Annotated in this window: 18 protein-coding genes; 10 read left to right on the top strand and 8 right to left on the bottom strand. The window is 65.1% G+C overall.

Going from position 1 to position 26,426, the window contains the following annotated elements:
• Nucleotides 1-39: 39 nt before the first annotated feature.
• Both ACIA5G_RS33695 and ACIA5G_RS33690 read right to left on the bottom strand, forming a co-directional pair.
• The gene (locus ACIA5G_RS33695) at nucleotides 40-2,238 is read right to left on the bottom strand and encodes an ATP-binding protein (RefSeq protein ID WP_395930594.1); all 2,199 of its coding nucleotides are present in this window, start codon (nucleotides 2,236-2,238) and stop codon (nucleotides 40-42) included.
• Between the two features lie 77 nt (nucleotides 2,239-2,315).
• Nucleotides 2,316-2,972: a toll/interleukin-1 receptor domain-containing protein gene (locus tag ACIA5G_RS33690; protein ID WP_395930592.1), complete on the bottom strand. Its 657-nt coding sequence runs from the start codon at nucleotides 2,970-2,972 to the stop codon at nucleotides 2,316-2,318.
• Nucleotides 2,973-3,871: 899 nt separating this feature from the next.
• Here ACIA5G_RS33690 and ACIA5G_RS33685 point away from each other — a divergent pair.
• Complete coding sequence (locus ACIA5G_RS33685) at nucleotides 3,872-5,329, top strand: hypothetical protein (RefSeq protein WP_395930590.1); 1,458 nt, start codon at nucleotides 3,872-3,874, stop codon at nucleotides 5,327-5,329.
• A 218-nt stretch (nucleotides 5,330-5,547) separates the two neighbouring features.
• Nucleotides 5,548-5,880 (top strand): hypothetical protein, encoded by a 333-nt coding sequence (locus ACIA5G_RS33680; RefSeq protein ID WP_395930588.1) that lies wholly within the window; start codon nucleotides 5,548-5,550, stop codon nucleotides 5,878-5,880.
• An 8-nt stretch (nucleotides 5,881-5,888) separates the two neighbouring features.
• On the opposite strand, the gene ACIA5G_RS33675 is transcribed toward ACIA5G_RS33680, so the two are convergent.
• The gene (locus tag ACIA5G_RS33675; protein WP_395930586.1) at nucleotides 5,889-6,467 is read right to left on the bottom strand and encodes a TetR family transcriptional regulator; all 579 of its coding nucleotides are present in this window, start codon (nucleotides 6,465-6,467) and stop codon (nucleotides 5,889-5,891) included.
• A gap of 627 nt (nucleotides 6,468-7,094) precedes the next feature.
• On the opposite strand from ACIA5G_RS33675, the gene ACIA5G_RS33670 reads away from it, so the two are divergent.
• Nucleotides 7,095-10,565, top strand: coding sequence for a hypothetical protein (locus ACIA5G_RS33670; RefSeq protein ID WP_395930584.1), 3,471 nt, complete (start codon nucleotides 7,095-7,097; stop codon nucleotides 10,563-10,565).
• Nucleotides 10,566-10,717: 152 nt separating this feature from the next.
• Here ACIA5G_RS33670 and ACIA5G_RS33665 read toward each other — a convergent pair whose 3' ends face one another.
• Nucleotides 10,718-12,748, bottom strand: coding sequence for a recombinase family protein (locus tag ACIA5G_RS33665; RefSeq protein WP_395930582.1), 2,031 nt, complete (start codon nucleotides 12,746-12,748; stop codon nucleotides 10,718-10,720).
• A gap of 440 nt (nucleotides 12,749-13,188) precedes the next feature.
• On the opposite strand from ACIA5G_RS33665, the gene ACIA5G_RS33660 reads away from it, so the two are divergent.
• Complete coding sequence (locus ACIA5G_RS33660) at nucleotides 13,189-14,430, top strand: nucleotidyl transferase AbiEii/AbiGii toxin family protein (protein WP_395930580.1); 1,242 nt, start codon at nucleotides 13,189-13,191, stop codon at nucleotides 14,428-14,430.
• A gap of 145 nt (nucleotides 14,431-14,575) precedes the next feature.
• On the opposite strand, the gene ACIA5G_RS33655 is transcribed toward ACIA5G_RS33660, so the two are convergent.
• On the bottom strand, nucleotides 14,576-15,637 hold the full coding sequence (locus tag ACIA5G_RS33655; RefSeq protein WP_395930578.1) for a hypothetical protein: 1,062 nt from the start codon (nucleotides 15,635-15,637) through the stop codon (nucleotides 14,576-14,578).
• A 117-nt stretch (nucleotides 15,638-15,754) separates the two neighbouring features.
• Here ACIA5G_RS33655 and ACIA5G_RS33650 point away from each other — a divergent pair, with 117 nt between their 5' ends.
• Nucleotides 15,755-18,796 carry a hypothetical protein gene (locus tag ACIA5G_RS33650; protein WP_395930575.1) on the top strand — a complete coding sequence of 1,014 codons (3,042 nt, stop codon included), beginning with the start codon at nucleotides 15,755-15,757 and terminating at the stop codon, nucleotides 18,794-18,796.
• Between the two features lie 67 nt (nucleotides 18,797-18,863).
• On the opposite strand, the gene ACIA5G_RS33645 is transcribed toward ACIA5G_RS33650, so the two are convergent.
• Nucleotides 18,864-19,802 (bottom strand): hypothetical protein, encoded by a 939-nt coding sequence (locus ACIA5G_RS33645; RefSeq protein ID WP_395930573.1) that lies wholly within the window; start codon nucleotides 19,800-19,802, stop codon nucleotides 18,864-18,866.
• Between the two features lie 27 nt (nucleotides 19,803-19,829).
• Nucleotides 19,830-21,338 (bottom strand): molybdopterin-dependent oxidoreductase, encoded by a 1,509-nt coding sequence (locus ACIA5G_RS33640; protein ID WP_395930571.1) that lies wholly within the window; start codon nucleotides 21,336-21,338, stop codon nucleotides 19,830-19,832.
• Nucleotides 21,339-21,836: 498 nt separating this feature from the next.
• Between ACIA5G_RS33640 and ACIA5G_RS33635 the strand changes: the two genes are divergently transcribed.
• Nucleotides 21,837-22,322 (top strand): hypothetical protein, encoded by a 486-nt coding sequence (locus ACIA5G_RS33635; RefSeq protein ID WP_395930569.1) that lies wholly within the window; start codon nucleotides 21,837-21,839, stop codon nucleotides 22,320-22,322.
• Nucleotides 22,323-22,462: 140 nt separating this feature from the next.
• Here the strand turns inward: ACIA5G_RS33635 and ACIA5G_RS33630 are convergent, their stop codons facing one another.
• A complete protein-coding gene (locus tag ACIA5G_RS33630; protein WP_395930567.1) occupies nucleotides 22,463-23,611 on the bottom strand; it encodes a hypothetical protein in 1,149 nt (382 codons plus the stop codon).
• A gap of 129 nt (nucleotides 23,612-23,740) precedes the next feature.
• Here ACIA5G_RS33630 and ACIA5G_RS33625 point away from each other — a divergent pair, with 129 nt between their 5' ends.
• From ACIA5G_RS33625 to ACIA5G_RS33610, 4 genes are all read left to right on the top strand, one after another.
• Nucleotides 23,741-24,031, top strand: coding sequence for a transposase (locus ACIA5G_RS33625; protein ID WP_395930565.1), 291 nt, complete (start codon nucleotides 23,741-23,743; stop codon nucleotides 24,029-24,031).
• On the top strand, nucleotides 24,028-24,822 hold the full coding sequence (locus ACIA5G_RS33620; RefSeq protein WP_395930563.1) for an IS3 family transposase: 795 nt from the start codon (nucleotides 24,028-24,030) through the stop codon (nucleotides 24,820-24,822). Before ACIA5G_RS33625 ends, ACIA5G_RS33620 begins: the two co-directional genes overlap by 4 nt.
• Before the next feature lie 89 nt (nucleotides 24,823-24,911).
• Nucleotides 24,912-26,111 (top strand): IS30 family transposase, encoded by a 1,200-nt coding sequence (locus tag ACIA5G_RS33615; protein ID WP_395931338.1) that lies wholly within the window; start codon nucleotides 24,912-24,914, stop codon nucleotides 26,109-26,111.
• Entirely contained in the window at nucleotides 26,095-26,394 is a 300-nt protein-coding gene (locus ACIA5G_RS33610; RefSeq protein ID WP_395930561.1) for a transposase, read from the top strand. Before ACIA5G_RS33615 ends, ACIA5G_RS33610 begins: the two co-directional genes overlap by 17 nt.
• The last annotated feature ends 32 nt before the right edge of the window (nucleotides 26,395-26,426 follow it).

Genomic DNA, 26,426 nt, shown 5'->3' with positions numbered 1-26,426 from the left:
TCCGCTATCCGATAACTGCCTGGTAGGCAGCGTCGTGGTTCAGGTGCGGCCGAGTTCGTCGAGTTGGTGTTGGACGCGCTCGGCGTCGGCGTCGCGGCCTTGGTCCCGGTACAGCTCCAGCGCCTCCCGCCACACCGTGCGGGCCTGCTCGTGCCGGCCGAGGGCGACGTGGGAATGGCCCAGGCTGTCGAGGGTGTCCGCGACCTGGTAGGCGTCGCCGAGGCCGCGGTACAGGGTGAGGGAGTGGTGGTAGTGGTCGAGGGCCTGGTGGTGGTCGCCGGTGTGGTGGGCGACGTAGCCCAGGCTGTCCAGGGTGGTCGCCTCGCCGTCGGGGTCGTGGTGGTGGCGGTGCAGGGTGAGGGCGGCCTGGCAGTGCTCGCGGGCGGTGTCGAACTGGCCCAGGCGCGCGGCGTACCAGCCCACCTGGTTGAGCGCGTCGGCTTCCCACACCGGCAGGTCGAGGGCGCGGAAGCGGGCGAGGGAGTGGTGGGCGTGCTCCAGGGCCTGCCGGTCGTCCCCCCGCTGTCCCCAGGCGAACGCGAGTATCCGGTGGGTGTGGGCCTGTTCGGTGGGGTCGTGGTGGCGCAGGGCCAGGTCCAGGGCCTGCTCCAGGTGGGTGGTGGCCTGTTCGTGCAGGCCCAGCCGGGAGAAGGCGCCGCCGAGGTGCCGGTGGGTGCGGCTGCGGGTGGCGGGGTCGAGGAGGTGGTCGGCGGCGTGCAGTGCGGCCTGCCACGTGGTGACCTCGTCGTGCCGGTGTCCTCGCCGGTGGTGGAAGGTGGTCAGGTTCCAGGCCAGGTGCCAGACGGTGTGGTGGTGGCGGAGGGTGGCGGCGGTGAGCTGGGTGGCCAGCAGGGTGGAGTGCTCGGCGTCCAGCCAGGCCAGCGCCGCGGCGGTGTCGGGCAGCGGGTGCGGGTGCACGCCGGGCGCGGGCGGCTCGGGCCGCACGAGCACGCGGTGAGGCCACAGGAGGCGGTCGGCGGTGTGGGCGGTGTGCAGGTGGAAGTCCCCGACCCGGGTCAGGGCCGCTTCCCGCACCTCCTCGGGCAGGGTGGTGTCGGCGGTGTCCGTGGCGTAGCGGCGGACCAGGTCGTGCATCGCGTAGCGGCCGCCCGGCCGCCGTTCCAACATGGAGGCGTTCTCCAACCCGCTCAGCGTCCTGCGGGCGAGGCGGTCGGGTAGGCCGGCGAGGGCGGCGGTGGCGGGTGGGGTGGTGTCGGGACCGGGGGCGATGCCCAGCAACGCGAACACGGTGCGCTGGGTGTCGGTGAGGTAGCGCAGGGACCAGGACAGCACGGTGGGCAGGCTGGCGGCCGGGTCGGTGTCGTGGTCGAGCGCCTCCAGGCCGAGGTCGCGCAGTTCGGCGGCGGCCTCGGCCAGCGCGATGTCTTGGCGGGTGCCGGCGGTGCGTGCGGTGATCGACAACGCCAGCGGGTGGCCCCCGCACAGCCTGATCAGCTCGTCCACCGCCTCGGGTTCGGCGGCGACGCGGTCGGCGCCCAGGCGGGCGGCCAGCAGGCCGCGGGCCTCCTCGGGGGACAGGACGTCCAGGGGAAGGTGGCGGGCGCCGTGCCGGTCGATCAGCGAGTCCAGCCGGTGCCGGCTGGTGACCAGCACTGTGCAGCTTGGCGAGCCGGGCAGCAGCGGGGCGACCTGGTCGCTGGTGGCGGCGTTGTCCAGCACGATGAGCATCCGCCGCCCGGCCACCAGGCTGCGGTAAAGCGCGGCCTGGGCGTCGAGGTCGGTGGGGATGCGGTTCGGGTCGACTTCGAGGGCGTCGAGGAACCCGCGCACTGCCGTCGCCGGCTGCACTGGTTCGCCGGTGGGGCTGAAGCCGTGCAGGTCGACGAACAGCTGCCCGTCGGGAAACCGCTCCAGATGCCGATGTGCCCAGGCCAGGGCGAGCCAGGTCTTGCCGATGCCCCCGGCACCGCCGATCGCCGAGACCAGCACCGTCGCGCCCTGCCCCGCACCCGCCGGGCGGGTGGCTGGGGCTGCGGTGGTCGGTTCCTGCGTGTCGGTGCCTGGTCCCCGCGGTGCGGCGGCGTGGGTGAGGGCGCGGTCCAGGCGGGCTAGTTCCGTGGTCCGGCCGGTGAACAGTCCCGGTGCGGCGGGCAGCTGCCGCGGGATGACCGGCGCGGGTCGCGGGGGTGGCGGGTGCAGGTTCAGGTTGCCGTGCACCACACCGACGGCGGCACCGTGATCGGTAGCGACGAGATCACCGTGGATGCTCGTGGTCACCCCGGTGCCGGCGTCCGAGGTGGTGCCGGGGTCGGGCGGGTCGGCCGCCGACGCGGTGTGCCCGTGGTCCGCGTCGGCTAGCGGGGGTTGTGCGGCTGCTGCGCAGAAGACGGTGGTGTGCTGATGGTGAAGTGGTCGCCGGTGGCCGCACCGATCGTGATTCCTGCTCCAGTGCCGTGCACGCCGCCGGTGACGTTCACGCCGCGCGGCCCGGGAGCGTCGGTGATCGTCGTGTCCTGGGCGCTCGGCGGGCTTGAGGCCGCCAGGGCGAGTGTGGGCTCGACTTCACACAGCTGGTGGATCAAGGCGCTGACGTCGGAGCGGGTATGCCGCCGGCGCACGGTCACGGCCTGGCAGCGCGCGAGTGCCTGCAGGTCGGCGGGCAGCTGCCCCTCGGTGGGCGTGTCCGTGTCGTCGACCAGAACCGGTACCACTCGGACTCCGGCGGCGAATGCCTCGACGATCTCGCGGCGGATCCAGTCAGCGGGGTCGTCGATTCGTCGACCGCCGGCAGGTGTGGTGAGGGTTAGCCAGTCGCGGTCGATCACGACCAGCAGCACCCGGCAGCAGCGGACTCGTGTCATCAGTTCTTGGACGAAGTCGGCACCTGGCTGGATGGAGTAACAGTCCAGGAACACCTGCTCCCGGCCGAACGTCGCGGCGAGATCGCGGTCGAGCAGCTCGCCCATGGCGCGGCTGTCGTCGCCACGGTAGTTGATGAACACCCCGCCCACGGCGGCTCCCATCCGTACCTGTCCTGTGTCGGCCAGCTGCCGATGATCAGGATGCCCTACCACACACGTAAACGCCCGCTTAGCAACCTCGGCGGGTAGTAACTGTCCACTATTTGACCAACAGCTGACGGCTATCTACATGCGGCTATGAGGCGTCGAGGACAGCCCGGCCCCAGCGAGGACCTCGATGAAAAAGGTGGCCTGTCGCAGCTCGCCGTGCCGCGGCAGGCCAGCCTTACTGTCGGTCGACAGGGGGCGACGGTCTACGAGGCCGCGGAGCGTCCGAGCCGTATTCGCCGCGGGCGCCGGAGCGCGGACCGCCGACGCCGACGGCGGGCTGGCCGGCGGTCACCGGAAGTCGCGGGACGGCGCGGTCACCATCGACAGGTCAAGCGCTTCGATCCGATCGGCGACCAGCGTGACGACACTTCGGCGGCCTGGACCTGCCCGCGGATGAGCAGCTCCGAGCTGGCGCGAGCGACCAGGCGGTTGCGCTGCCACACCGTTGACCGGACTAAGCAGCAACATGCCGATCCAACGCTGCAGGTCACGGGATGCTCGGCTTGAGACTGCGCAGCCAGTGATCGAAGGGCAGCATGTGCGCAGCAGGTACGCGAGCGATCGATCCAGTTCGGTTGCCGAGGTGCCCTCACAACGACGGACCTCCAGGTTTGCGCAACGACCGCGCTTGCCGCGACGAGGGTGTTCGCCGATCTGGTTAGGCCAACGTCAGGCAGCGGTCCTGCGAACTGGTTCGGCGGATGTCTGCTCTGCCTGTATGAGGCAGAGGTCCCCGACTCCGGTAACACCGGTGTTTGGGCTCGGCCAAGCGGGATGACTGGATCTATCACTGATCCATTTCTAATACGGCTTGCGGGCTATAATAGGCGCCCACGGCAGTGATCCGGTCGGTGATGCACGTCACAGCTCGACGGTTCAACCGCTGCAGCGGAGTCTGGCAAGTCAGTCCTGATTGGAGTCAGTTGGTATCAACCGAGCTGTACGACGAATTTGCCGATAGATTGAGTGGTATAGATCCCATCGCGAGCGATCCCGCTGTCGATGGCAAATACCGAATGGCAGACTATTACTCTAAGAGACTAGATGACGAGATCCTCGAAGCCATCCGAAAAGTGACTAGCATTCACCTAGGCGGACGTCGTCTCGTGGTGGACGATGAGACAACCACGCTTGCCTTTCTGTCCAGGTTGCGCTGCGTAGACAGTCTCTCTGATTACCTGATTCTTGCGTTGCAGGCGGTTGTCGAGGGCCGGAGCTACAGCCTGGGGCAGTGGGAACCAATAAATTTTCAGACCGAGGAGACAGGGTTCCTGGATTACGACTTCGAATCACAATATGCTTCCGAAGTGGCTCTCGTGCACATATCGGATCTGATGGCGAATCACAAATTTAATCTCAAAATTCCAGTGAGACGATTCCGCCTCGACAAAGAGAGTCTGTCGAATGATCCAGCTCCGCCATACTGCTTTGTGTCGCACTCGTGGGTTGACAAGGGCATGCCGGATACCGAGGATGGCAAGTTCTACAGGTCGCTATTATTGATGGTGCTCGCCATATATCTCGACACCGGAATCGAATGGTTCTGGGTTGACTATTTGAGTGTGACGCAGAATCCTGACGCCAGGGAACTGAAGGCCAGGGAACTCGAGCAGATTCCGGGAATCGTACAGCTGTGCTCCTTATACGTCAGCATGTCTTTAGAGATCTACCAGTACTTCTCAAGTGCATGGTGCGCCCTGGAAACGCTTAGCTTTCTTGCTTGGAATCCGCGATGTCGTCCACTCGATTTCATGGCCCATGCCAATCGAACGACCTACCGCTATGGAATGAACGTGGTTGACCCAACCAAGGTCAACGCAAACGAAATGATCATATACTCGTTTACCGACCAGCCGTTCACCTGCGGGGCCGCCGAGGACCTCGATTACTTGACCGAAGCGATCATTCGGGCACGAAATTATTCACTGGCCCGCGTGATGAGGCATGTCAATCGGGCAATCAAAAGATCGATCGGAATGGCCGACAATGACAAACTTGGAATAGTGATATTTTCGGAAGTGCAACAGTTCTTGGCGAGCATGATGAACAAGGGCGCTAAAACTCCAGTGCAGTTTCTAGAAAATATCAATGACGTTGCCGTCTCTGTCGGATTCAAGGCAATTTCACCTGATATAACTCTGGAGATGCTCCCGTTTCTAGAGAAATATCGGGCAATGTGTTTCGTTCTGTGGTCTATGGGAGTGATTTGGCCCGGGGTCAGACTCCGCCAAGGTGGGGCCTATGACCTGGATACGTCGGAGCTCACGACTGAATATGCGTTTCACAATCAGCGCTGACTTCTAAGGCGGAGGGTTGAGGGCTGCTTCGCAGCCTGCGAACCCAGCCAACACTGCGTTGGTCGTCACCCGAAGACAGGCGCTCGCGGTCAAAGATCAAGCACAGTAGGCACTGACGTTGAAGTGCGTCTTCCCGCGCCGAGTTCACGACCTGCGCTGTTCGGGCCGATCGTAGTGACCAGGGGCCGTGGTCGGCCACGCTCAGCTGGGGTGGAGGGGTGGGTGAGGGTGGTGTGGCGGCGTCCGGCGTGCTGTCGGCTCGCGTGCTCTTCCGGGGTGCGTTCGCCAACTTCAACCCCGGTGCCGCGACGAAGATCGACTTCCGGAACGGGGAGCGAGCCCCGCTGCTGTTCATCGCGGGCGGCGCCGACCACATCGTGCCGGCGAAGGTGAACAAGGCAAACTGGCGCCTGTACCGCAAGTCATCCGCCGTCACCGGGTACCACAAATTTGCCGGCCGCTCGCACTTCACCGTCGGCGAGGACGGCTGGGAAGAAGTCGCCGACTACGCGCTCGGCTGGGCGGCCGGCCTCGAGCTCAGCCACGTCTGAGGGCGCGGTCAGCGTGCGGTCAGGAGAGCGGCAACGCCGTGCGCGAGGGTCTCGCTTGCTTTCCGTGGATCGCCCAGGTAGCCAGCGACCATCGCTCCGTCACGCATGGCCACCATGGCGTCCGCCGAGTGGGGCGGGTCGGCCGCGCCCGCTTGCTCGAAGGCGTCCTGGAGCTTCTGGTGAAACCACGCCCGGTGCGTCAGTGCCGCCTGACGGACGACGCTGTCCCGCTCCGGGTATTCGGCGGCCGCGTTGATGAACGCGCAGCCCCGGAATCCCGCGCTGCACAGGTCTTCCGATTCCCCGCGCCACGGCCTCGAGAAAGGCGGCGGAGTCGGGGATCGACCTGCTGGCGGCCGCCAGCAGGTCGCGGACCTGGAGATCCGCCGTTTCCAGGTAGGCCCGCACGAGATCGTCCTTGCCTTCGAGATGCCGGCAGAAGGTACCGCGGGCGATTCGGCCTCGGCGATGACACGGTCGACCCCGACCGCGCGGATGCCCTCGGCATAGAAGAGCCGGCTCGCCGTGCTCAACAGCCGCTCACGCGCCTCCGACTGGCGTCCAGGGCTGGTCACGAGCTTCGCCACACCGTGAGTGTACGGAACGTTCTCTTCATTCGGGTGTGAACAACCCGGCCGGGCGTGCCAGCCGCGCCTGGTGCGCATCCAGGGGCTCCCTCGGGTCCGACGCCGTCGTCACCCCGCTGCTGGACGGCGGCCGCGGCCCGGCCGAGCGCGTTCGCCTGGTCCCGTGGGGCGAGCCGCGAAAGCCGGTGATCCTGCTCCGCGTCGAGATTCGGTGCGGGGTGGCTTGTCGAAGAACATCAGGACGTATCAGGCTCGCTCGATTCGCACTTCAGCTTCACGTGCTTTACCTAACCCGCGCCGCGCCGCTCCGAGGAGCGGCTTTGAGCACGTTGTTGAGGTTCTTCCGGTCCGCGACTACGTCCTTGACTTTCGGTGTGTTGGAATCTTTCGTCCGGCAGGTCGAATCGCAACGTGCGTCGCACCCGCTAGAACGACAACAAGCAGACCGTGCGTCCACGTGGGAATCCGATTGCAAGTAGTTCTGAGAGTTAGAAACCGGTTCGACATTTCTGCTCACGCGAGTGCCGGTGGCGACACAGTTGGGTCACGACCGGGTCACCGCAGCCCGCGGCCGCGTAACAGAGCGAGGGCGAAGGCCTACTCAATCTGTGAGTGGGGAGGTGCGTGATGAGCACCCAACTTGACGAAGGTGATGCCGCGTTGTGTCGATTCGACGGCATCGCAGCTTTGTCCATTTTTAACGAAGTCATCGGCGAAGATGGCGATGATCTCCGTGCATTGACGGGACGTGTGCGCGCGTTGTGGATGCTCCGACGGTGGAGCGATGCACGCGACCAGCTTGCAGAGCTGGGTGAACGGGACGACTCTGTCCACGTGGCACTCGCGCGCGGCCTCGTCGCGCTCGGTCAGCCGGACGACCCGTCGTACCTCGCCGTCGACTGTGGATCCGCCGAGCGGGACGACGAAGCGGCCATCGCCGCTTTCGAAAAGGCGGTCCAGCTGGACGAATCTTTGGTCGAAGCGGTCACCGGCCTCGCGACGGCATACCGGATGTCAGGCCGTCTTCAGCAGTCCGAAGAGATTTTGGAGAACATGCGTCCCCGGCTGAGCTCGACGGCACCGGCGCTGGTGGAACGGGCGATGTGCTGGCTGGAGCGGGACAATCTGCCGGCGGCCGAAGACGCCGTCCTCCGGGCCATCAAGGACGACCCCCAATTCCTGCAGGCGGAATTGCTCCGGCTGGAGCTGCAGCGGCGCCCCGAAAGTGGCGACGAAGAACTGGTCACCCAGGCGGAGGGGCTGGTGAACCGGCAACCGGACCCGCCTGCCGTGGTTCTCGAGCTCTACGGCTGGGCGCTGCTCCACCGCGCGGAGGTGACCGGTGATCGAACCCTGAGCGAGCGGGCGATGGAGCAGTTCGACCGTTCCGAACGGGTCGGCCCGCCCTTGCCCGGGGCGACCAACGGAAAGATCCTGATACACCTGAGCAACGACCTGTTCGAATCAGCTCTCCAGGAGGTCGACGCCGCGATCGCCCGCGAACCGACCAGTCCGCAGCTGCACCTCTGCCGTGCGGAGATCATGGTGGCCGCGGGGGAACAACCGCGAGCGCGGCTCGAGTCCTACCAACCCGTGCTGGATCGGGATCCGCGCGATCTCAATGCCCGGATCGCGAAGGTGGGCGCCCTGATCAGCCTGGAGCGGATCGCCGAGGCGGAGCAGGTCGTCGCCGTCCTCTGCACGGAGCTGCCCGGCAACCGCAAGGTGGACGCGGCCGCGCGGTGGCTCCGGGAACCGTGGCGCATGCTCGAGGCGCCCACGATCGAGATGAAGATCGATCGGCCGTGGGAGAACGGCAAGGACGACCCGGAGCAGGTGCTGGAACTACTCACGAACGAGGCGTGCGTGAAGCTCGGACTGGCACGGCCGGTCGTGAGCCGGTTGCGTGAGCGCGTGGTGGAGGACCGCCGAGCGCTGCTCCAGCGGGCGTTCGAAGAGGAGCAGAACTACCTGCATGCCCGAGCCCAGTTCCAGGCGAGGGCGGATCGCGCGCGGAGTGGCGTCGTATGGCGTCTTCTCGGCCGGGCGCTGTTCGAGTCGGCTTTCGCGTTCGCGGCCGGCGCGATCGCGCTGCTGGTGTGGCTGGCGACCGGGCACGGCGACCCGTTTTCAGGCTGGCGGCTGGCGCTGACAGCCGGTCTTCCGGTGGTGTTCCTCACGGTCGCCGCGCTGAACCGGTTTGTCCGTCTCTCGGTCGATCTCGGCCTCGTCCTCGCGACGCTGGGCAGCGCTTCGGTGCTCGCCGCGTCGGTTTGGCTGGGGGGCCGGAGGTTCGGCGCCGTGCCCGGCGGCGTCGCCGGCATCGTCGTGGCGGTCGTGCTCATCGGTACGGTTCTGGGCGGCAACCTGCTTCGTCTCCGGTTCGCGAAGCCGAGCGCAGGTGTTCCGCAACGAGCGTTCGACCGGTGGCTGAACAGTATTTACGGCAACGGGTTGCTGCACCTGGCGATCGGCGCACGGGCGAGCCTCAAGCCGGTCTACGGCACCTGCCTGCCGGTCCTGGACGGGACGTATTCGGACGCGCCGGTGGAGATCGACACCCCCGCCTCGCACGAGTTGCGGCGGCTGCTCAGACAGCGCAGCAAGGGGAGTTTCGCGCTGGCCGGTCCTCGAGGAGTGGGCAAGTCGACGCTGCTCGACCGGTGGTGTGCCGGACAGTTCCTGCGCGACGCAGGGTCGGAGCGCCGGGTGCGTCGTGACCTGACCGTCAAGGTGGACGCCCCCGTCGGCTACCAGTCGAAGGAGTTCCTCACCCATTTGTTCGGCAAGCTGTGTGATGCCGTCGAGGAATACGCGCGCACCTTGTCAGGCCTGGCGAACCACCCGGGTGAGTCGGCGCCGAGAGGCTTGCTCAGGCTGACAAGCCCGGCCCAGCCGGACGCGAGTGTCCGGCCCGCCGACTTGGCCGTACTGGCCAGAGAGGAGCGGGAGAAGATCCGCTTCCTGCAGAGCCACACCAAGGAAGGCGAGTTTTCGCTGGGGTTCACGCCACTGAAGGCGACGAACGTCGGGTACAAGAGCAAGGCCAGCGTGCGGCGGGACGACGTGCCACTCAACCACCCCGAGCTGGTCGACCGGTTCCGCAACTTCCTCGGGCTGACCGCGCAACTTGTCGCGGAGTACGACTCGAAAGTACTCATCGGCATCGACGAGCTCGACCGGATCAGCGACGGCGAGGGTGCACAACGCTTTCTGAACGAGCTGAAGGCAGTATTCAACGTACCCAACTGCTATTTTCTTGTGTCGGTCTCGGAGGACGCACTGGCGGAGTTCGAGCTCGCCGCGATGGGGATGCGAACAGTGTTCGACAGTGCCTTCGACACGATCGTGCGGGTCGACTATTTTACCTTCGAACAGGCCAGGTCACTGCTCAATCGGCGAATCCGCGACCTACCTGAGCAGTTCGCCGCGCTCGCCTACGTATTCTCCGGTGGCCTCGCGCGGGAGCTCGCCCGGACCGCGGAGACGATAGCGTCCGACAAGTCCGAAGAGCAGCTGGCTGTTGTCGCCGCACACCTCGTGCAGCGCCAGCTCGACCGCACCACCCGTGCCGCGATGGACCGCGTCAGCCGGTCGGCTGCCCGCCGCGCCGGCGCGGCCCTCATCCCCGTGCTCGACGAGCGCCCGGCCGGGAAGCTGACCAGCGGGTTACTGCGCGAGTACGCCGCGAAGGTGGCCGGCACGGGCTATGTGAAGGCGGAGCCCAGGGGGCTCGCCGGCGTCCGGCTCGACGTCGTCGCGATGGTGGAGTATCTCGCCGTCCTCCTCGACGTCTTCGACGAGCGGCTTGTCAAAGACCGGATGGCCGCTGGGCTGGAAAGAGGGCTCGGCGCCTTCGAGAACCTCGCCCGGGTCCGCCGTTACCTCGGGGCGAATTCCTCGGGGGCACGGGAGCTCCTGCGTGGGTTTTGCGCGTCCTGGATGATCGCGACCGCGGCGCCTACGTCGACGTCGCGAGCCTGCATACTTCCCCCGCGGCGCGATGGACGTGCAAGCGGTTTGGCCCGTCTTGGGCTATCTCACACGAACGGTATCGACCGGGATCTGAAACAGTTCAAAAATCCAAAGGCGATGTAGGAGGGTCAGGTCGCGGACCGCTCCTGCGGATCCGGTGACTCTACGCTACAGAGACGACATGATCTCTCCAAACACGGGAGATATCCCACGCGTGGGGGTTCAAGTCCCCCTTTGAACACGTAAACGTGGGAGATTTCCCGCATGGAAGTGGGTCACTCAAGCTGCAGGTCAGTGGCGAACTTCAGTGTGGGGTTATAGATCAACTCGGTCCTCGGACACTTACCATAACCCCAACTGTGCGCATCGAGCTTAGTCTCGATGCGCACTAGTCGTTTTCCGGGGTCGTAGGTCGCGTGCAGCTGGAGCTGCCGGTAGACCTCTGCCTTGCGGTCGGTGTCGGCGGTGGCCAGCACGTTCCGGATGTCGCCCAGTCGCTCGATCAGTTCGGTGATCTGCTCCTTGGTCAGCCGTTGCGGCAGGGGGCGCGCGACGAGGCGTGCCTTGGCCTCGGCGCGGCGGGCCTGCGTTTCGGTGATCCATGCGGTGACCAGCTTGGCGTCGGCTCCGGCTTCGAGGGCTGCGCGGTGGCGTCCGAGTGCTCGGTCGCACTCCTCGACCGCCTTGGCGGCGGCTACTGCCCCCGGATCGACGTCCAGTTCAGGCTGGGCTTCGTAGAGGGCATCGATGGTGTCGTTGATCCGGTGCGGTGCGAAGCAGGTGCTGAGCCAGCTGTCGAGTGGCCCGATGAGGTCACGTTCGGCGAGGTAGACGTTGCGGGGGTGCTCGGTCTTGTTGGCCAGCCCGTACTCGTTGGGGTAGCGGCAGCGGTAGAAGAGCTGGTCGCGGCTCTTCTGGCCCTGCATGCGACGGCCGCAATTCCCGCAGCGGAGCAGACCGCGCAGGACGTAGCGGTGCTGTGTGCGGGTCCGTTCCCGGTTTGTGCGGCCGGCGCCTTTGGCGGCAGTGATCTCCTGGGCGCGCTGGAAGGTCTCGACGTCGATGATCGGTTCGTGGACGATTTCCTCGGAGAAGATCCACTTGTCGCGGTCGTTCCAGCGCATCTTGGTTTCGTGGCCGAGCCCGACGTCTTCGACGTCGATGAGGACTTCGTCTTTGCGTTGCTTGTTCCAGACCTGGCGGCCGGTGTAGCGGGGGTTGGTCAGGATGACCCCGACCGCGCCTTTGGCCCAGGCGACGCCGGTGCGGTGCCGGTTACGGGCGGGGTCGTTGCTCGAGGGGGAGAGGATGCCGTCCCGGGTGAGTGCCTCAGCGATGGCGAACTTCCCGCGGCCGGCGATGTACTCGCCGTAGATGCGCTGCACCACCGGCGCGGTGGTCGGGTCGGGTTCGAGGCGGTGCAACCGTTTGCCTTCAGCGGCTTTGGCCGGGTTGGGGTGCGGCCCGGCGTCGGCGAGTCGGTAGCCGTAGGGCGGCCGGCCGCCGAGGAAGCGGCCTTCGACGGAGGCTTGGGCGGCCATGGTGGCGCGGACGCGGATCTTGATCCGGTTGCGTTCGCCCTTGCTCATCCCGCCGAAGACGGACATGACCAGGTCGTGAGCTTCAGACTCTGGCTCGATCGCGCCGCCGACCTCGGGCACCCAGAGGCCGACGCTGTAGTGGACGAGGACGGGGAAGGTCAGGCCGTACTGGTTGCCGTAGAAGGCGCGCTGCGGTTCGCCGATGACGACGGCGTCGAACCCGCGGTCAGCGTCGCGCATCGCCGCCAGCAGCAGGGTCGCCTCAGGGCGGCGCTTCCAAGGAATCGAGCGGGACTGCCCAACGTCGAAGAACTCGGCGACGATCTCGCCGTGCTTGTCGACCAGCGCTTTGGCCCGGGCCAGCTGCCAGTTTCGAGATGCCTCCGGGTCTTGCTGGTCTTCGGTGGAGACTCGGCCGTAGAAGGCGAACCGCATGATCAGTCCACCTTGTCCGCGTCGAGAAGCAGCCGCAGCAGAACGCTGGCAGCGCCGTGCGACAATTGCGGCGGAGACGTGGACAGCAGCACCGTCGGCCCGGCGACGTCGCGCCGACGACCAGATCGAGGCCGCCTGTCGGCGGCGGCCTGGCGTGTCGGCGGCCGCGAACGGCGCGGCGCCGGGCTTGGTCGTGGAGAGGTGTTCGGAGAAATCGCCATGTCCGCTCCGGGCGGTCGTGTTGCAGGGATCGTCCACCAAACCGTCGTAGCGGCCGGAGCGGAAGTACCCGCTCAGGTCGACTTCGACGGCGTGCCTGTCGACGACCAACTCCGCTCGAGAGGCGGTATGGAGACAACAAGACACCAAGTTGTGAAGATCATCTGCGATAGGGTCGCCGTCTAACGCTGAGTCTTCCCGAAGGGGCAGCTTCAGCGCGGATGCCTTAAGTTGCCGTCGCCGAGCGACAAGCCAGCTGAACCTGGCTTGTCGCTCCGCAGCATGCACTGAACCGTGTCGAGCGGCGTCTCGGTGGCTTGCGGTGATGGAACGTCGCACAGTCGCCGACGTGTTCTCCCCGTCGAGGAATGATGTTCGGGATCCAGCTGAGTCGTCTGCAGGCGCGATCACCGCGAGGTGACGAATCGCTGATTGGTCACTAGCGAAACCTGTCGATCGCCGCATCCGTGATGCGCCACCCGCGTGAGATGAGCCGGTACCGAGCGTGGAGAATCGACGGCGAACGACGTGCAGGCAGGAGGATCTCCAAGGTGATCGACCGGGATGAAATCGACGCCACCGGGAAGCAGCTCGGGGTCCATCCGGCCAACGTGCAGCGCGACTATCTGTACGGATGGCTGCTGGCCGGCCTCTACGGCAATGAACCGTTGACGTGTGACCGGCTCGTGCTGAAGGGCGGCAACGCGTTCCGCAAGGGCTACTTCGCCAACACCAGGTTCTCGGGAGATCTCGACTTCGTGGCACCGACCGGGTTGCGGCCCGACCGGTTCCTCGAGACATTGAACAACGTATGCCGGATGATCCAGGCGCGTACCGGCGTCGAGTTCGACTTGGACCGGAACGCGCAAACAGGCCAGCGCGCCATCGACGCCAACAAGACCGTGCATAAGTTCGCGCTGTACTTCGAGGACTTCTACGGCAAACCCGGGAAGATGTCGATCGCACTGCGCATGGACGTCACCGAGTTCGGGCGCCTGTACCTGCCGATTCAACAACGTGACCTCATCCACCCCTACTCCGACCGGGCAGACTGCGCCGCCACACTCGCGGTCGTCAGTCTCGAGGAAGCCCTGGCCGACAAGCTCAAGTGCCTGTTGCAGCGCCACATGTCCAATGACTTGTTCGACCTGGTCTACTCGATCTTCGTGAACAACGATGTCGCTGTGGATAAAAAGCAGGTCGTGACCACCTTCCTGCGCAAGACGATCTTCGAGCCCAGTCCGCAGGCTGCGCTCGGGCTGTTGCTAGCGGTGCCATTCGAGATCATGCGTGGCTACTGGAACAAAATCGTGTGTATTGCCGCCAGTCGCATGGATTTCACTGCCGCCGTCGAGGCGTTCAAGGAGGAAATGCGGTCGCTGTTCTCAGCATTCCGGCATGGCGAGCGCAACCAGCTGGCGTTCTTTCCTGCGGAACTGCGCACGCCGATTATGCGCGCCGGACAGGAGCAGACCCTGCTCCGCATAACGTACGACGGAGCATCCCGGCTCGTTGAGCCGTACTCCCTCGAGTTCAAATGGCGCAAGGACGGTAGCGGCCAGGAGTACCTCTACGTATGGGATCAGACCGGCGGCCGGTCCGGGCCTGGCATCAAGAGCCTCTTCAACTGGAAGATCACTGCGCTGGAGAACACCGACGTGAAGTTCGAGCCGAGGTTCGAGATCGAGCTCGCTAAGGCGGGAGAGTACGGTCAAAGCACTACGTTCGCCGCCCAACGGCGTCGCGGTCGGCGCGTGGCAACGGCTAGCACGCGCAGGCGAGCCCGTCGCTGAGTTCGCCTGTGCCTGCTGTGAGCGCGACGTTGTTCGGATCGGCCTCGGCGAGTGGGACGTCCACTGGAACTGCCAGCAGCAACGGGACTTGGCGAGGAGCGGCAGCGCGATGATGCACGGGCCGGCACTGCAGGGCTGCGTGCGATTATTGCCGGACCGGCTGGGTTGAAATAAGTCGGATTACGTGGTCGGGTTGTGTCAGTGTCGAAGCCATGGACGCGAAGCACAAGGCGTAGTCGGCGTCATCCACCGGCGCGTGCGCGGTGCGCCAAGCGCGAAGGGCGGCGGTGAAACGGTCCCTACCTGGCTGCGATACGCCCGCCAGGTACTCGTTTTCGAGCAGTTGGCAAATCTCGTAGGGAAGAGCGGGTTGCTGTCGGTGTGGACCTATCCCAGATGAATCCGGCGATCGAGCGGCGGCTTTGCGAAGCAACAGCTCGAGAGGACTTGGTTCCGTGTCGGCGGCAGCGTCGGCGCGAGCAACCTCCTGTCGCACGCGGTCGATGTTGGCCAACAGGGCCGCGTTGATGACAGGTCGCGCCGTGGGAACCGGCAGGGGAATCCGCTGGAGCGAGGCGATCGCTGCAGGTCGGACGGCAAGTGAGATCGAGCCGGGGGATTCGTGAACGTTGAGGTATCGGACAATATCGGCGTCGTCGAGCTCTTTTTGGCTGATTTGGGCGGCCTTCTCAGAGTTCTCGTCTCGCCAGCCCGGTTCTATTGCCAGGCCCTCATGCCGTAGTGCAATGCGGTAGAGGTAGAACGGTGTTCCGCCGTCGTCCTGACTGCTCATCCGGCGCAACATCGACTCGATGGCGGCTTCGTAGCTCCCGAGATGTAGTGCCTGGTTCTCGTGCAGGGCACGGACGCGATGTGCGGACACTTCCGGCATCAAGCGTCGCAGTGACTCGACCGTTGCGTCCGGCATCGCGCGGCTGCCGTGCGGCCAATCGGGAAAGGTGCTGGTGTGGTACCACGCAGCGTCGAGAAGGTAGCGGTCGTCGAGAACGGGGTCTTCGGGGTCACGTAGTGTCATCGCCGCGAGTCCGAAGTGGATCTGCGCTGCGCAGCCAGCACAAGCGACGTGGGCGCCATCAGCCTGGCGATAGTACTCCGCGCTCGTGAGTGGCGTGGTGGCCGGACAATGAGCGCATCGCATGTTGTAGCCATGCTCGAAGGACACCGGTCTCTCGACGAGGTCGCGCATGCCTCATTGTGCCTGCGACATGGTGATCGATGCTGGCGGGCCTGGTCGGTCAGCGGAGACATCCGAACGAGTGAACCAAATGTGGGTGCGGCGCGGCGCAGGGTGTGGCATTCTGTCGTGTTCGCCGCCGGCGGCCATCAGCCCGATGTCACATCCCGCACGAGGGAGACACGCATGCCCTGCCGCCGACCAGAGTTTCACGACGCGCTCAAGGCCTTGATGGAAGTCGCCCTCAACGACCTCCTGCGGCACGAGGATGCTCCTGTGCTGGGTCCGCTCGTCGACATGCGTGACTGGCGGCGGTTTTCACAGTCGTCGTTTGTGGCCCTGAAAGCCGCCGCATGGCACATGCCGCATCGAGCTTCCGAAGTCGGCTGGCTTGACACATTCCCCGAGATGGCCGCGGTCCGAGAGATCGCCAACGCCGATCCGATCATCGGTTCCCGCGTCGACACCGTGGTCGGAACCGAGTTCGCCAAGCAGTTCCAACGCTTCAGCGGGCTGCTCGTCGAGCATCTGCTGGAGCCGATCGTCCTGGCTACGCGCGCCTACCACCTGGACAATGACGCCTTCGAAGAGTCTTACGCGCGCCTGGAGGACGGTCTTCTCGCGGCGGAAGTCCGGATGGTGGAGTTTGTGCCGCTCAACGCGTTCATCACTCCGGGTTCCGACGGGATCGCGCTGCCCGGCGGGTTCGTGTTGCGGCAGATGACAGATCCGCAGCTCAGCGCAGCCATCCGGGTGCAAGCGGTCCCCGGTGAGTTCGGCGGCGGCACGACATCGTTCGAGGTCTCCTGGCTCAACCAGTGGGCGCTGGTCGTGGAACGACCCTTCCCAGTGCGCTCCGGTGCAAGTGATCCGTCTTGCGCTCCGACCGCCGGCCCGTTCCCCTCCCTGTCCGAACCGTCCGAGCAACTCGTCCGGGCTCTTCGGATCGTGTGCGGCGGCTCGGCAAGTGTGACGCGCCCAATCCACATCCAGCACGACGAAGACTTCCCCCTCGACCTCGGAGCGAGCGCAGTGCTCTCGCCGGTCGGACTCGCCGACCTCGACCGGCCGACTCGATTGGACCCGCACCAGATAGATGATCTCTGCGAGGTTTTCCAGCTACTCGGAGACCCGGATGTGCAGAGCAACCGCGCGCTGCAGACCGCGCTACGTCGCCTGGTCGCATCCGGCTCACGAAGCGTGACCGAGGACCGCTTGGTCGACCTCATGACCAGCGCGGAAGCAATGTTCATCAAGCTCGACGGGGTGAAGGGCAGAGTGAAGGGAGCCGTGATCGCGGAGGGTGCCGCGGCGCTGCTGGCTGACGACGTCGCGCTCGCGACCAGCCAGGACAAGATCAAAGCGTTCATGTCGCTGGCCTATCAGCTCCGCAACGACGAAATCCACGGTGATGACCTCTCACAGCGCTCGGCGCACCTTCTGGATGGGACACCGGCGACCAGCCTCGAGGCGATCGTCGGCGACATCGAACGGGTCATGCGGCGTGCGACGCACCTGACCCTGCGAGGGGCTGTCTACCCTCGTGTGAAGGGGCAGTGGGCGGGTATCTCGGACCAGGAGACGATCGAGCGGTTCGTGGTCCGGGCGCGACGGATTGCTGCACACTCTTTGATGCAGGATCGCGAGTCCTTCGCCAAGCTGATGCAGGACACCTTCACGCTGCGGATGCAGTTGGATGGCACGGCCACCTTCAGCCGCTCGCTGCCAGCTGATCAGGAGATCTTTGAGTCTTTGGCGGCGCGGGTTCGGCCGTTGACGCTTGAATCAGAGTCGATCTTCTTTGCGAAAGTCCTTGCCGCCTTGAAGCGAATGATCAAGGCGGCACCAGCGGCCGGGAGCCGTGAACTTGAGCAGCTCACCGAGCTGACGTCCAGCTGGGCGACCATGCGGCTGGGCCGGGATGTTCAGATTTACGAGGTGCTGCGGAGCAACGTCGAAGGCACGGAGACCGCGGGGCGGGCGACCGACGGTCAGCTGGCCGCCGGATGGATCTACGCCGACTTGGTCCATGCTGATGCGCAAGGCTGGAAGGAGGACCCTCTGGCCTTCTCGTTGGAGGAGCGGTACGCGGCCGCGGTCGGCGTGGTTTCTCGGCTCGCGTCGCTGGTCGATCACGCGCTCGTGTTAGTTCGCCAGTTGCACGACTCGAAGCTGGTTGAGCTTGAACAGGACGTGTGGGACACGGCCGTCGTCGTGGCTTCGACAGAGGTCGTGTTGGCGTCAGCGACGGCGTTTGTGGCGCCGGTGGGCACCGGGCCCGACTGGGATCAACCTCTGGCGAATTTCGGTGAGCAGTGGCAGCAGGTCACACTCACCAGCCAGCTGCGTCGCGACCCGGCTAGCCGGGTCCAGGTCGACCTGTTCGACGCCGCCGGCGGCATCGTCGTGTCGTACGACGCCGTCGTGCTGGACCGTCACCAGGAGGATGACATCTTCCACTGGCGAGTGCTGCTGGCGGACTGCGTGGTCTGCCACGTCCAGCTTCGCGTCGAGGGTGAGGGTGCCCGACCGATCGCGTTCAACCTGGCCCGTGTCGGCGAGTCGAACCGAGTCAGTCTGGCGGCACACCGCCTGCTGCAGAAGATACAGCAGGCTCAGACGATGACCTTCCTCGTGCAGGGCGAAGAGGTGGTGTCCTGGCGGACAGCGCCAGGCCGAGCGGAAGCAACCGATCAGCTACAGCAAGTGATCGAGGTACTGGACGACGTCGTCACGGTCGAGGAGCTCAGCGGTCGCAGCGTCGAACCAATCACCGGGACGATCACGTTGTTCCAACGAGTCCGACTCCGGCAGATGCGACTGCTGTGGGAAGGGAAAGCCGTGCAGTGGGATCGAGCTCTACCCGATGACCCAGTCTCGCCGAACGGTACAGCGCCGGACGGAATTCGCGTTGAAGCAGATTTCGTTCCTATCGGTGGTGTCCGGGTTCCTACGCCGGAGATCGTGATCGGGCATCCGGGCGCGACTTGGCTTGACCAAGGGCCGGCGCCGGAGGCGGGGTCGACTGCTCGGCGGTTCTCGGCGTCACCGCCCGAAGGACAGCGTTTCAGAGCGTGGTCACCCGCTCGGACGGATCTGATCAATCAGCAGCAGACGGAGCCCACGCAGTGGTGTCTTACGGGTATCGACGAGGAAACGTGTCATTTTTGAATCGCGGACGGCAGGAAGTACCGCTCAAAATACCAACAGTCGGGCATGCGCTGCTGTTGTTGTGTGCTCACGTATCGGCAGCTAGATCTTCGGCCGGCACCTGCCAGGAATGCCGGTAATCCGCCGGAATGGCGGTCGCAATGGAGCCGACCGGTAGTCTGAGTTCTATGTCAGCTTCGTCGGTGGAAGTGAACATAGTCCACGACGACACCTGCGGTGACGGGTAACTACTCTCCGGCCCGATCTCCGCGAGCCACGCGAAAGGCAAATGGGCTGTCTCGAGCAACGCTCGATACTGCATGGTCGCGACGTCTACTTGAGCGACGACTGGGTGAATACGGATTCGGCTAGTTATCACCAGTGAAAGACGGAGCCGAATCTCTTCGGGTAGCTCGTGTGCGACGTCCTCAAGGACGATGTGACGCAAAATTGGAAACGCTTCGCCGACTCCGGCGCTGCCACTCATTGCCATAATCATAAAGAGGGCCTGCCTGACGACTGCTCCTGGAAAGAACTCTCCGTGCGTCGAAAATCTGATGGACTCGGGCGGGCCTGAATCGTCGTCCTCGGGCAATGTTCCGATGAATTCCCGTAGGGCGAGGCATGCGGCAGAGGCGGCATCGCTATAGGCCGGGACATAGAGTTTACCGCCGAGCGAGTTGCATGACGTGCACGTCGCGTAAGCCCCCGCGCCTCGTTGCTGCTGGATCCAGCCAGAGCGAGGCATCACCCCGGGAGCCGACTGCAAATCAGTGGCGAGGTCGACGCCGCGTCGAGGCTGTCTATTACCGGCCGACCGAGGAGGCACATGCTCGAATGTCAGCTGCGTGGTCACGCCACAGATTCGGCAAGGACCACGTCCGCCCTTGCCGACTGCGTGGCCACCGGCGGGTGCCGGCCCGAGCAGGGTCGAAACGTACGCCGCAGCTTGCTGGCTCAGTGACAGCTGAGCAGGCGTCATCTCCGCGAAGGCGTGATCGTTGATGAACATCCGAAAATCGGTCATCGCCTCCTCTTTCTAAGGGCGGCAAGCCTACGCTGAGGGGGCCTCGTGAGCCACCGAGTTTTCTCCGAGGAGATCTCGACGGCTCACGTCGTCCGACGACAGAGGCATGAGGAGTCGAGCAGCTCGGGGGCGACCCCGCCCGGAGGACCTTCCTGCGCTAGAACTCACTCCGGCGCGGGTGGTCTTCGCCGGTCTTGAGCGCCGGATGCGCAACGACGTCTGGGCCACGGAGAGGAGCCCAGCTGGGCTCCTCTCCGTGGCTCTCGTGGTCACTTGATCAACCAGTGAAAGAACCTGGTGGCTCCGGCCGTCGTGACGATGCCGATGATGATGCCCTCGTACGGTGAGTCGGGCCACGTCGGCCACCGGCAGCGCCTGCTCCAGCGGCGGCGTGGTGACCGTCAGCTCGGGCAGGCGCAGGTCGCCGGGCCAGGTGTTGTGCATGAAGTTGCAGCCGCCGCCCGGGACGCCGATGTTGCCGGTGACCGCGGCGAGGAAGGTCAGGACGCGGTAGGTGTCGAAGGCGCCGAGCTGGTGGGAGATGCCGGCGTTGCAGAAGATCGCGGCGGGCTTGGCCGTGGCGTAGTCCTCGGCGATCTGCCGGATCGTCGCGGCCGGCACGCCGGTGACGCCGGCGGCCCAGTCCGGGGTGTAGTCGGAGCGGTTGAGGTGGTCGCGTAGTTCGGCGAACCCGAGGACCCAGCGTTGCACGAACGCCTTGTCGTGGAGGTTGCGGGCGATGATGTGCTGGAGCATGCCGAGCACGAGCGCGAAGTCGGTGTGCGGCTTCGGCGCAATCCAGGTGTCGGCGGCGGCTCCGGTCGGTGTCCGGCGGGGGTCGACGACGACCTTCGCGTGGGTCTTCTTCCTGGACCTGAGCAGGTAGTCGAAGGTGACCGGGTGGGTCTCGGCCTGGTTCGTCCCGAGGAACAGGAAGTACTTCGCAGCGCCGAGGTCTTCCCGGCCGGTGGCGCCGTCGACGCCGTAGCCGTTGGTGAAGTTCCCGAGCCCGAAGGTGGCGGCGAGGGCGTTGCCGCCGGCGTCGTTGCAGACTGGTCCGACGTCGGTGTTGTTCGGGCTCCCCAGCAGCGCGAAGAGCCGCGCGACCAGCGAGCCAGTTCCACGGGGGAGCCTGCCGGTGGTGCGGTTGGCGATCGACTTCACCTGCCCGCTGTCGCGCAGCTGCAGGAGCCGGTCGGCGATGAGGTCGAGGGCGGTGTCCCAGGAGATCGGTTCGAACTTCGAGTCCTTCGAACCCTTGGTGCCGGACACGCGGCGCAGGGGAGTTCTCAGCCGCAGCGAACTGTAGGCCAGCTCCGGCATCATCGACGCTTTCACGCAGAAGTTGCCGGCCTGGACCGGATCGTCCGGGTCGCCGGAGACGCTGATGACCCGCCCGGCCCGGATGCCGACCTTGAGGCGGCAGTTCGAGTTGCAGAACTGACAGGCCGTCGAGACGACAGTGTCCGGGTGGAGGGCGGCCGAGTCGGTGGTGAAGCTGAGCTCTCCGCCGCCGCTGTTCCGGGCGTCGGGCATCGCGGCAACCGCAGGATCCGCGGCAGTGACGGCCGGGTTGACGAACAGGGAGGCGCCGCTGATGACGGCACCTTGGACGAAACCTCTGCGTGACAGACCGGTCAGATCGTCGATAAGGACCTACCCCCAGAAGACGAAACGGACACAGCGCGCGACTCCATCGACACGCGTCGATCCACGCTAGAGACTGCCGGAACCCATGCATAGCAACGAATGTCGTAATCGATCGGTGCCAATCGGTGTTCGCCGGTGGTTCGCCGCGAACGCGGCTACAGGGCGCCCACGGATGTGCGGATGCGGCACTTTCGAGTGGATCTCGGTAGCTCCGTGAAACGTCGGCAACTTGATCTGCGACTAACCGTCACTACTTTCAGTGACAGGGAGGAGTTACGGTGGACGCAGCGAGCGCTCCTCGGCGCGAGCATCGGCCTCGCGGGCACCCTGGTGGCGCCCATCGTTACCTCTTACCAAGCTAGGCGCGCGAAAAGCCAAGAACTCATGCGCGACGCCTACGCACGCGGCTTTGCCTGCTTGGCCCGGATTCCCCGCTGCGACACGCCGGACGATCACCGGAAGCTACGCGACAAGATGTTGGAAGCCCTGGCCCACATCGAAATCGTCGGGGTCAAGACGACCAGTGACCTGTACGGCACGGTCGTCGAGTCGTACGAGGCGTGGAAGATCCAGGGAGGCGCTAACGCCGCCTTCGAGGCGAGCGCAAAGAAGTTCCAGCAAGCCGCCCGCTCGGACATCGCGTCGAGCGACGCCAATGGGGCGTCGAAACCCACCTTGATCCTTCGAAGTATTGTGGTTCTTGCGCTCCTCGCCTTCTACTGGTGGGTGCGGTTTCCGAGTCTGCTTAGCTCCGGCAACCGCGTCCTCGGCGGATTTGAGTTCGCTGGCGCAGTCGTGGTGACGATCTGCGGTGCTTGGTTGACCGTGATCTCGGTGATCAAGCTGCGCAGGTTGGCGCATTCAACCTAGCGTTGGCCTCTACTTATGGCTTCGAAGGAAGCTGCGGAGATGGTCATGAGCAAAGCGTCGCCTGAGGGCATCAAAGCCGCCGTTGAATTGTCCTGTGAGTGGCTGGTCTCTTTGAGGTTGTGGACCGATAGCTCCTTGCTTCAGGAGATCGATGGCGACGGTGGATGTGGCACAAGAATTTCCGGTGCGACGCGGGTCGGTAGCTTGTCCAACCAGTCCGCTAGGTCGGCAACGCGGCGTGGCACGAACGTGGATAATGACCGTAGCTCGCGAGATGCGAGCAGTGCATTCCTCACCTCTTTGTCTGTAAAAACAACATCACAATATGCGTAGGCTGCTGAGATGGCGTCGATGTCAGTCACATGATTAGCTTTCCAGACGTGTCTCGAGTTCTGGTGAAACCGCGTCTTAATGCTGATTGCTACCTGAGTGTGAGGCATTGCACTCATAAGATTTCGCATCTGTTCGCTGGTTGGTTCGAATGCTGCTTGACCTGACTCGATACGTGCCATTTTGATGCGCGTGAGCATATCGAGCCACTCGTGCGCGAACTCCCGTGCTCCAACGACATCCCGCAGGCGTCCGCGGCGCCACTGCGGATTCTCGTCTAGGAGTCTGGCGGTCTCACGCTCAAATGCGACCCGGCTCTCGTGGCTCGCTAGAGCGACTTCCGGTCGATAACCATAGCGTTCGCGGAGGTCGTCGATCTCGTCATCGGCTGGCCCGCGGAGGGCGTGTCGCTCGAACTCCAGATTCAGGGCTGCCATCTCGCGATCAAACTCGGCGGCGCCCATGGCTCGCCGAGTGTCGTCAGTCGCATCGACGCCAGCTTTGTCGACAATTTTCAGTCCTCCGGCAAAACCAAACGCATGGCCAATCGTCGGCCTTATGAGCGGGTAGCCAACGACATCAGCACACTCACCGGTAATCGCGGCGATTCCTGCTGTGAACTCAAGGTTGGCCAGGGTGGTTCGGCCGAGCATGTACTGATACCTAGAGATCGGTTCGACTACATCGACGAGGACTTCTCGTTGTTTTGGATCAGTGATCTTGGCAATTTCCCAGACGTGGGACTCGCTCAGTGGGAATACTGCGCGTTGTTCTGACGCTGCACGCTGCGCTGAATCGAACAGGCGGCCGTAGATCGCCTCGGCCCCTGGATGTTGAGTTTGGACCCTAGCCATCCCGATGATGTGGTTCAGATCGAGATAGACTAGCGGGATCTTCGGGCGCATCACTCGCGCCCATACCAGCTCCCGCGCCATGGGCACCATCAACTCACCGGTCAACGCTTCTCCTCTAGAGGTCTCACTCAAGGTTACGCCCGCCGCGGATTGACGCTCCATAGTTTATCTGGAGTTGCCCCGTGGGGCCGGACACCTTGATTCCAGACAGTGGTCTGGAGGGAGGATGTCTTGGTGTCTCGCAGGTCGAAGTATCCGGAGCAGTTCCGTCGTGACGCGGTCGAGCTGGTGAACTCGAGTGACCGGCCGTTGCGGCAGATCGCCCGCGAACTCGGGGTCAACCACGAGACCCTGCGCTCGTGGGTCAACGTCGCCAAGCAGGCCGCCGAAGCCGGGCCGCCGGCAGAGGACCCGGCGGTGACCGGTGAAGTCGAGCGGTTGCGGCGGCAGGTCGCTGAGCTGCAGAAAGAGAAGGAGATCCTGCGGAAAGCGGCCGCCTATTTTGCGCGCGAGATGGATCGATGATCTACCGCTACCGGTTCATCTCCGAACACCGTACCGAGTTCGGTGTCAAGCGGTTGTGCCAGGTCCTGGGCCTGCGACGGCAAGGTTTCCACGAGTGGATCGCCGCCGAAGCCGACCGGGCCCGGCGGGCGGAGGCCGAGGCCGAACTGGTCACCCTGATCGCCTCGATTCATGCCGAGCACCGGGGCGCTTACAGTGTTCCGCGGATCACCGCCGAACTGCACCGCCGCGGGCACATCGTCAATCACAAGCGGGTCGAGCGGCTGATGCGCGAACACGGCCTGGCCGGGATCACCCGCCGCAAACGCCGCACCCTGACCCGCCCCGCCGCCGGGCCGGTCACCCCGGTCGGTGATCTGATCCGCCGGAACTTCACCGCCGAAAAACCGGGGACACGGCTGGTCGGGGACATCACCTGCCTGCCCACCTTCCAAGGCTGGCTCTACCTGGCCACCGTCATCGACCTGCACACCCGCGAAATCATCGGCCACGCCATGGCCAGCCACATGCGCACCGACCTCGTCTGCGACGCCATCGACCTCGCGACCGCCCGCGGCCTCATCGACGACGATGCGGTGTTTCATTCCGACCGCGGCGTCCAAGGCGAATTCAACCGGTCGTCGCAACACCTTGATCGCGGAGGTGTGCGATGGGCGGCAACACGAAGCTGGAGCGGGTGCCCGAAGGGGCGCGGAGGCAGTGGGCGGCGGACCGGGCGTTGCGGTCGCCGATGCGGTCGCCGGGCCGGCCTGAGCCCTCGCGCGGTGTGCAGCGGGAGTTCTGGCGCCTGATCGCGACGGGGGTCACGACGGTCGAGGCCGCGCTTCACGTCGGCGTGTCGTGGCCGGTCGGGGCGCGGTGGTTTCGCCATGCTGGCGGCATGCCGCCGATCAGCCTGGACGAACCCTCCGGCCGCTATCTGTCATTTGCCGAACGCGAGGAGATCGCGCTGTTGCGGGCGCAAGGCAAGGGCGTGCGGGAAATCGGCCGCAGCATCGGACGCGATGCGGGGACGATCTCGCGCGTGTTGCGGCGTAACGCCGCAACACGCAGCGGCAAACAGGAATATCGGGCCACGGTGGCGCAGTGGAAGGCGCAGCAGGCGGCCAAGCGCCCGAAGACAGCCAAGCTGGTGTCGAATCCGCGGCTGCGCGAATACGTCCAGAAGCGCTTGAGCGACAGCGTCCGCCGACCCGATGGCACGGCCGTCGCCGGGCCCAAACCGCCTGCGTGGAAGGGATTGAACAAGCCGCACCGGCAGGACCGGCGGTGGGCGACGGCCTGGAGCCCGGAGCAGATCGCCCATCGTCTCAGGATCGAGTTCCCCGAGGATGACTCCATGCGCATCAGCCACGAAGCGATCTACCAGGCCCTGTTCATCGAAGGCCGCGGCGCGCTCAAGCGGGAGCTGGTCGCCTGCCTGCGAACCGGACGTGCGTTGCGTGAGCCACGCGCGAGGTCCCGGAGCAAGCCGCAGGGCCACGTCACCGCGGACGTGGTCATCAGCCAACGGCCGGCCGAAGCCGACGACCGTGCCGTTGCTGGGCACTGGGAGGGAGACCCAATCATCGGCACTGGCCGGTCGGCGATCGGCACGGTCGTGGAACGCGCCAGCCGTTGCACGCTGCTGGTGCACCTGCCACGACTGGACGGGTGGGGCGAGACGCCCCGGGTGAAGAACGGCCCCGCACTCGGCGGCTACGGCGCGATCGCGATGAGCGCCGCCTTGACGGCGTCTATGACCCAGCTACCCGAGCAGCTGCGCAAAACCCTTACCTGGGACCGAGGCAAGGAGCTGTCAGCCCATGCGCAATTCGCGCTCGAGACCGGCACGAAGGTGTTCTTCGCCGACCCGCACTCCCCATGGCAGCGACCCACCAACGAGAACACGAACGGGCTGCTGCGTCAGTACTTCCCGAAGGGCACCGACCTGTCGAGATGGACCGCCGACGACCTCGAAGCCGTCGCCCTGGCACTCAACAATCGGCCCCGCAAAATACTCGGGTGGCGCACCCCGGCCGAGGTGTTTGAGAAACAGCTACGCTTGACCGAACGGGCCGGTGTTGCAACGACCGTTTGAACTCAAGGAGTTCACGGCGCACCTGACGGCGCGAGCGTGTTTCGGTCACGGGCTGCGCCGGTCGATGGGCGCGACTGGGATCTGTTGGGACAACAGCCCGGCGGAGTCGTTCTGGTCGACGTTCAAGCACGAGGAGTACTACCGGCACGTGTACGCGACGAAGTCGGAACTCGTTGCTGCAATTGACAATTGGATGAAGCTCTACAACAGTGTGCGGCGGCACTCCTCGCTCGGGATGCTCAGTCCCGACACCTTCGAGCTGTCACTCCGCACGGCCGCCTGAACCCTCTTAAGCCCCTGTCCACCATTCGGGGT

Origin of the sequence: Amycolatopsis sp. NPDC051758 (assembly GCF_044453095.1) — a bacterium.
Lineage (GTDB): Bacteria > Actinomycetota > Actinomycetes > Mycobacteriales > Pseudonocardiaceae > Amycolatopsis.
This window is presented reverse-complemented; position numbering and strand designations above follow the sequence as displayed.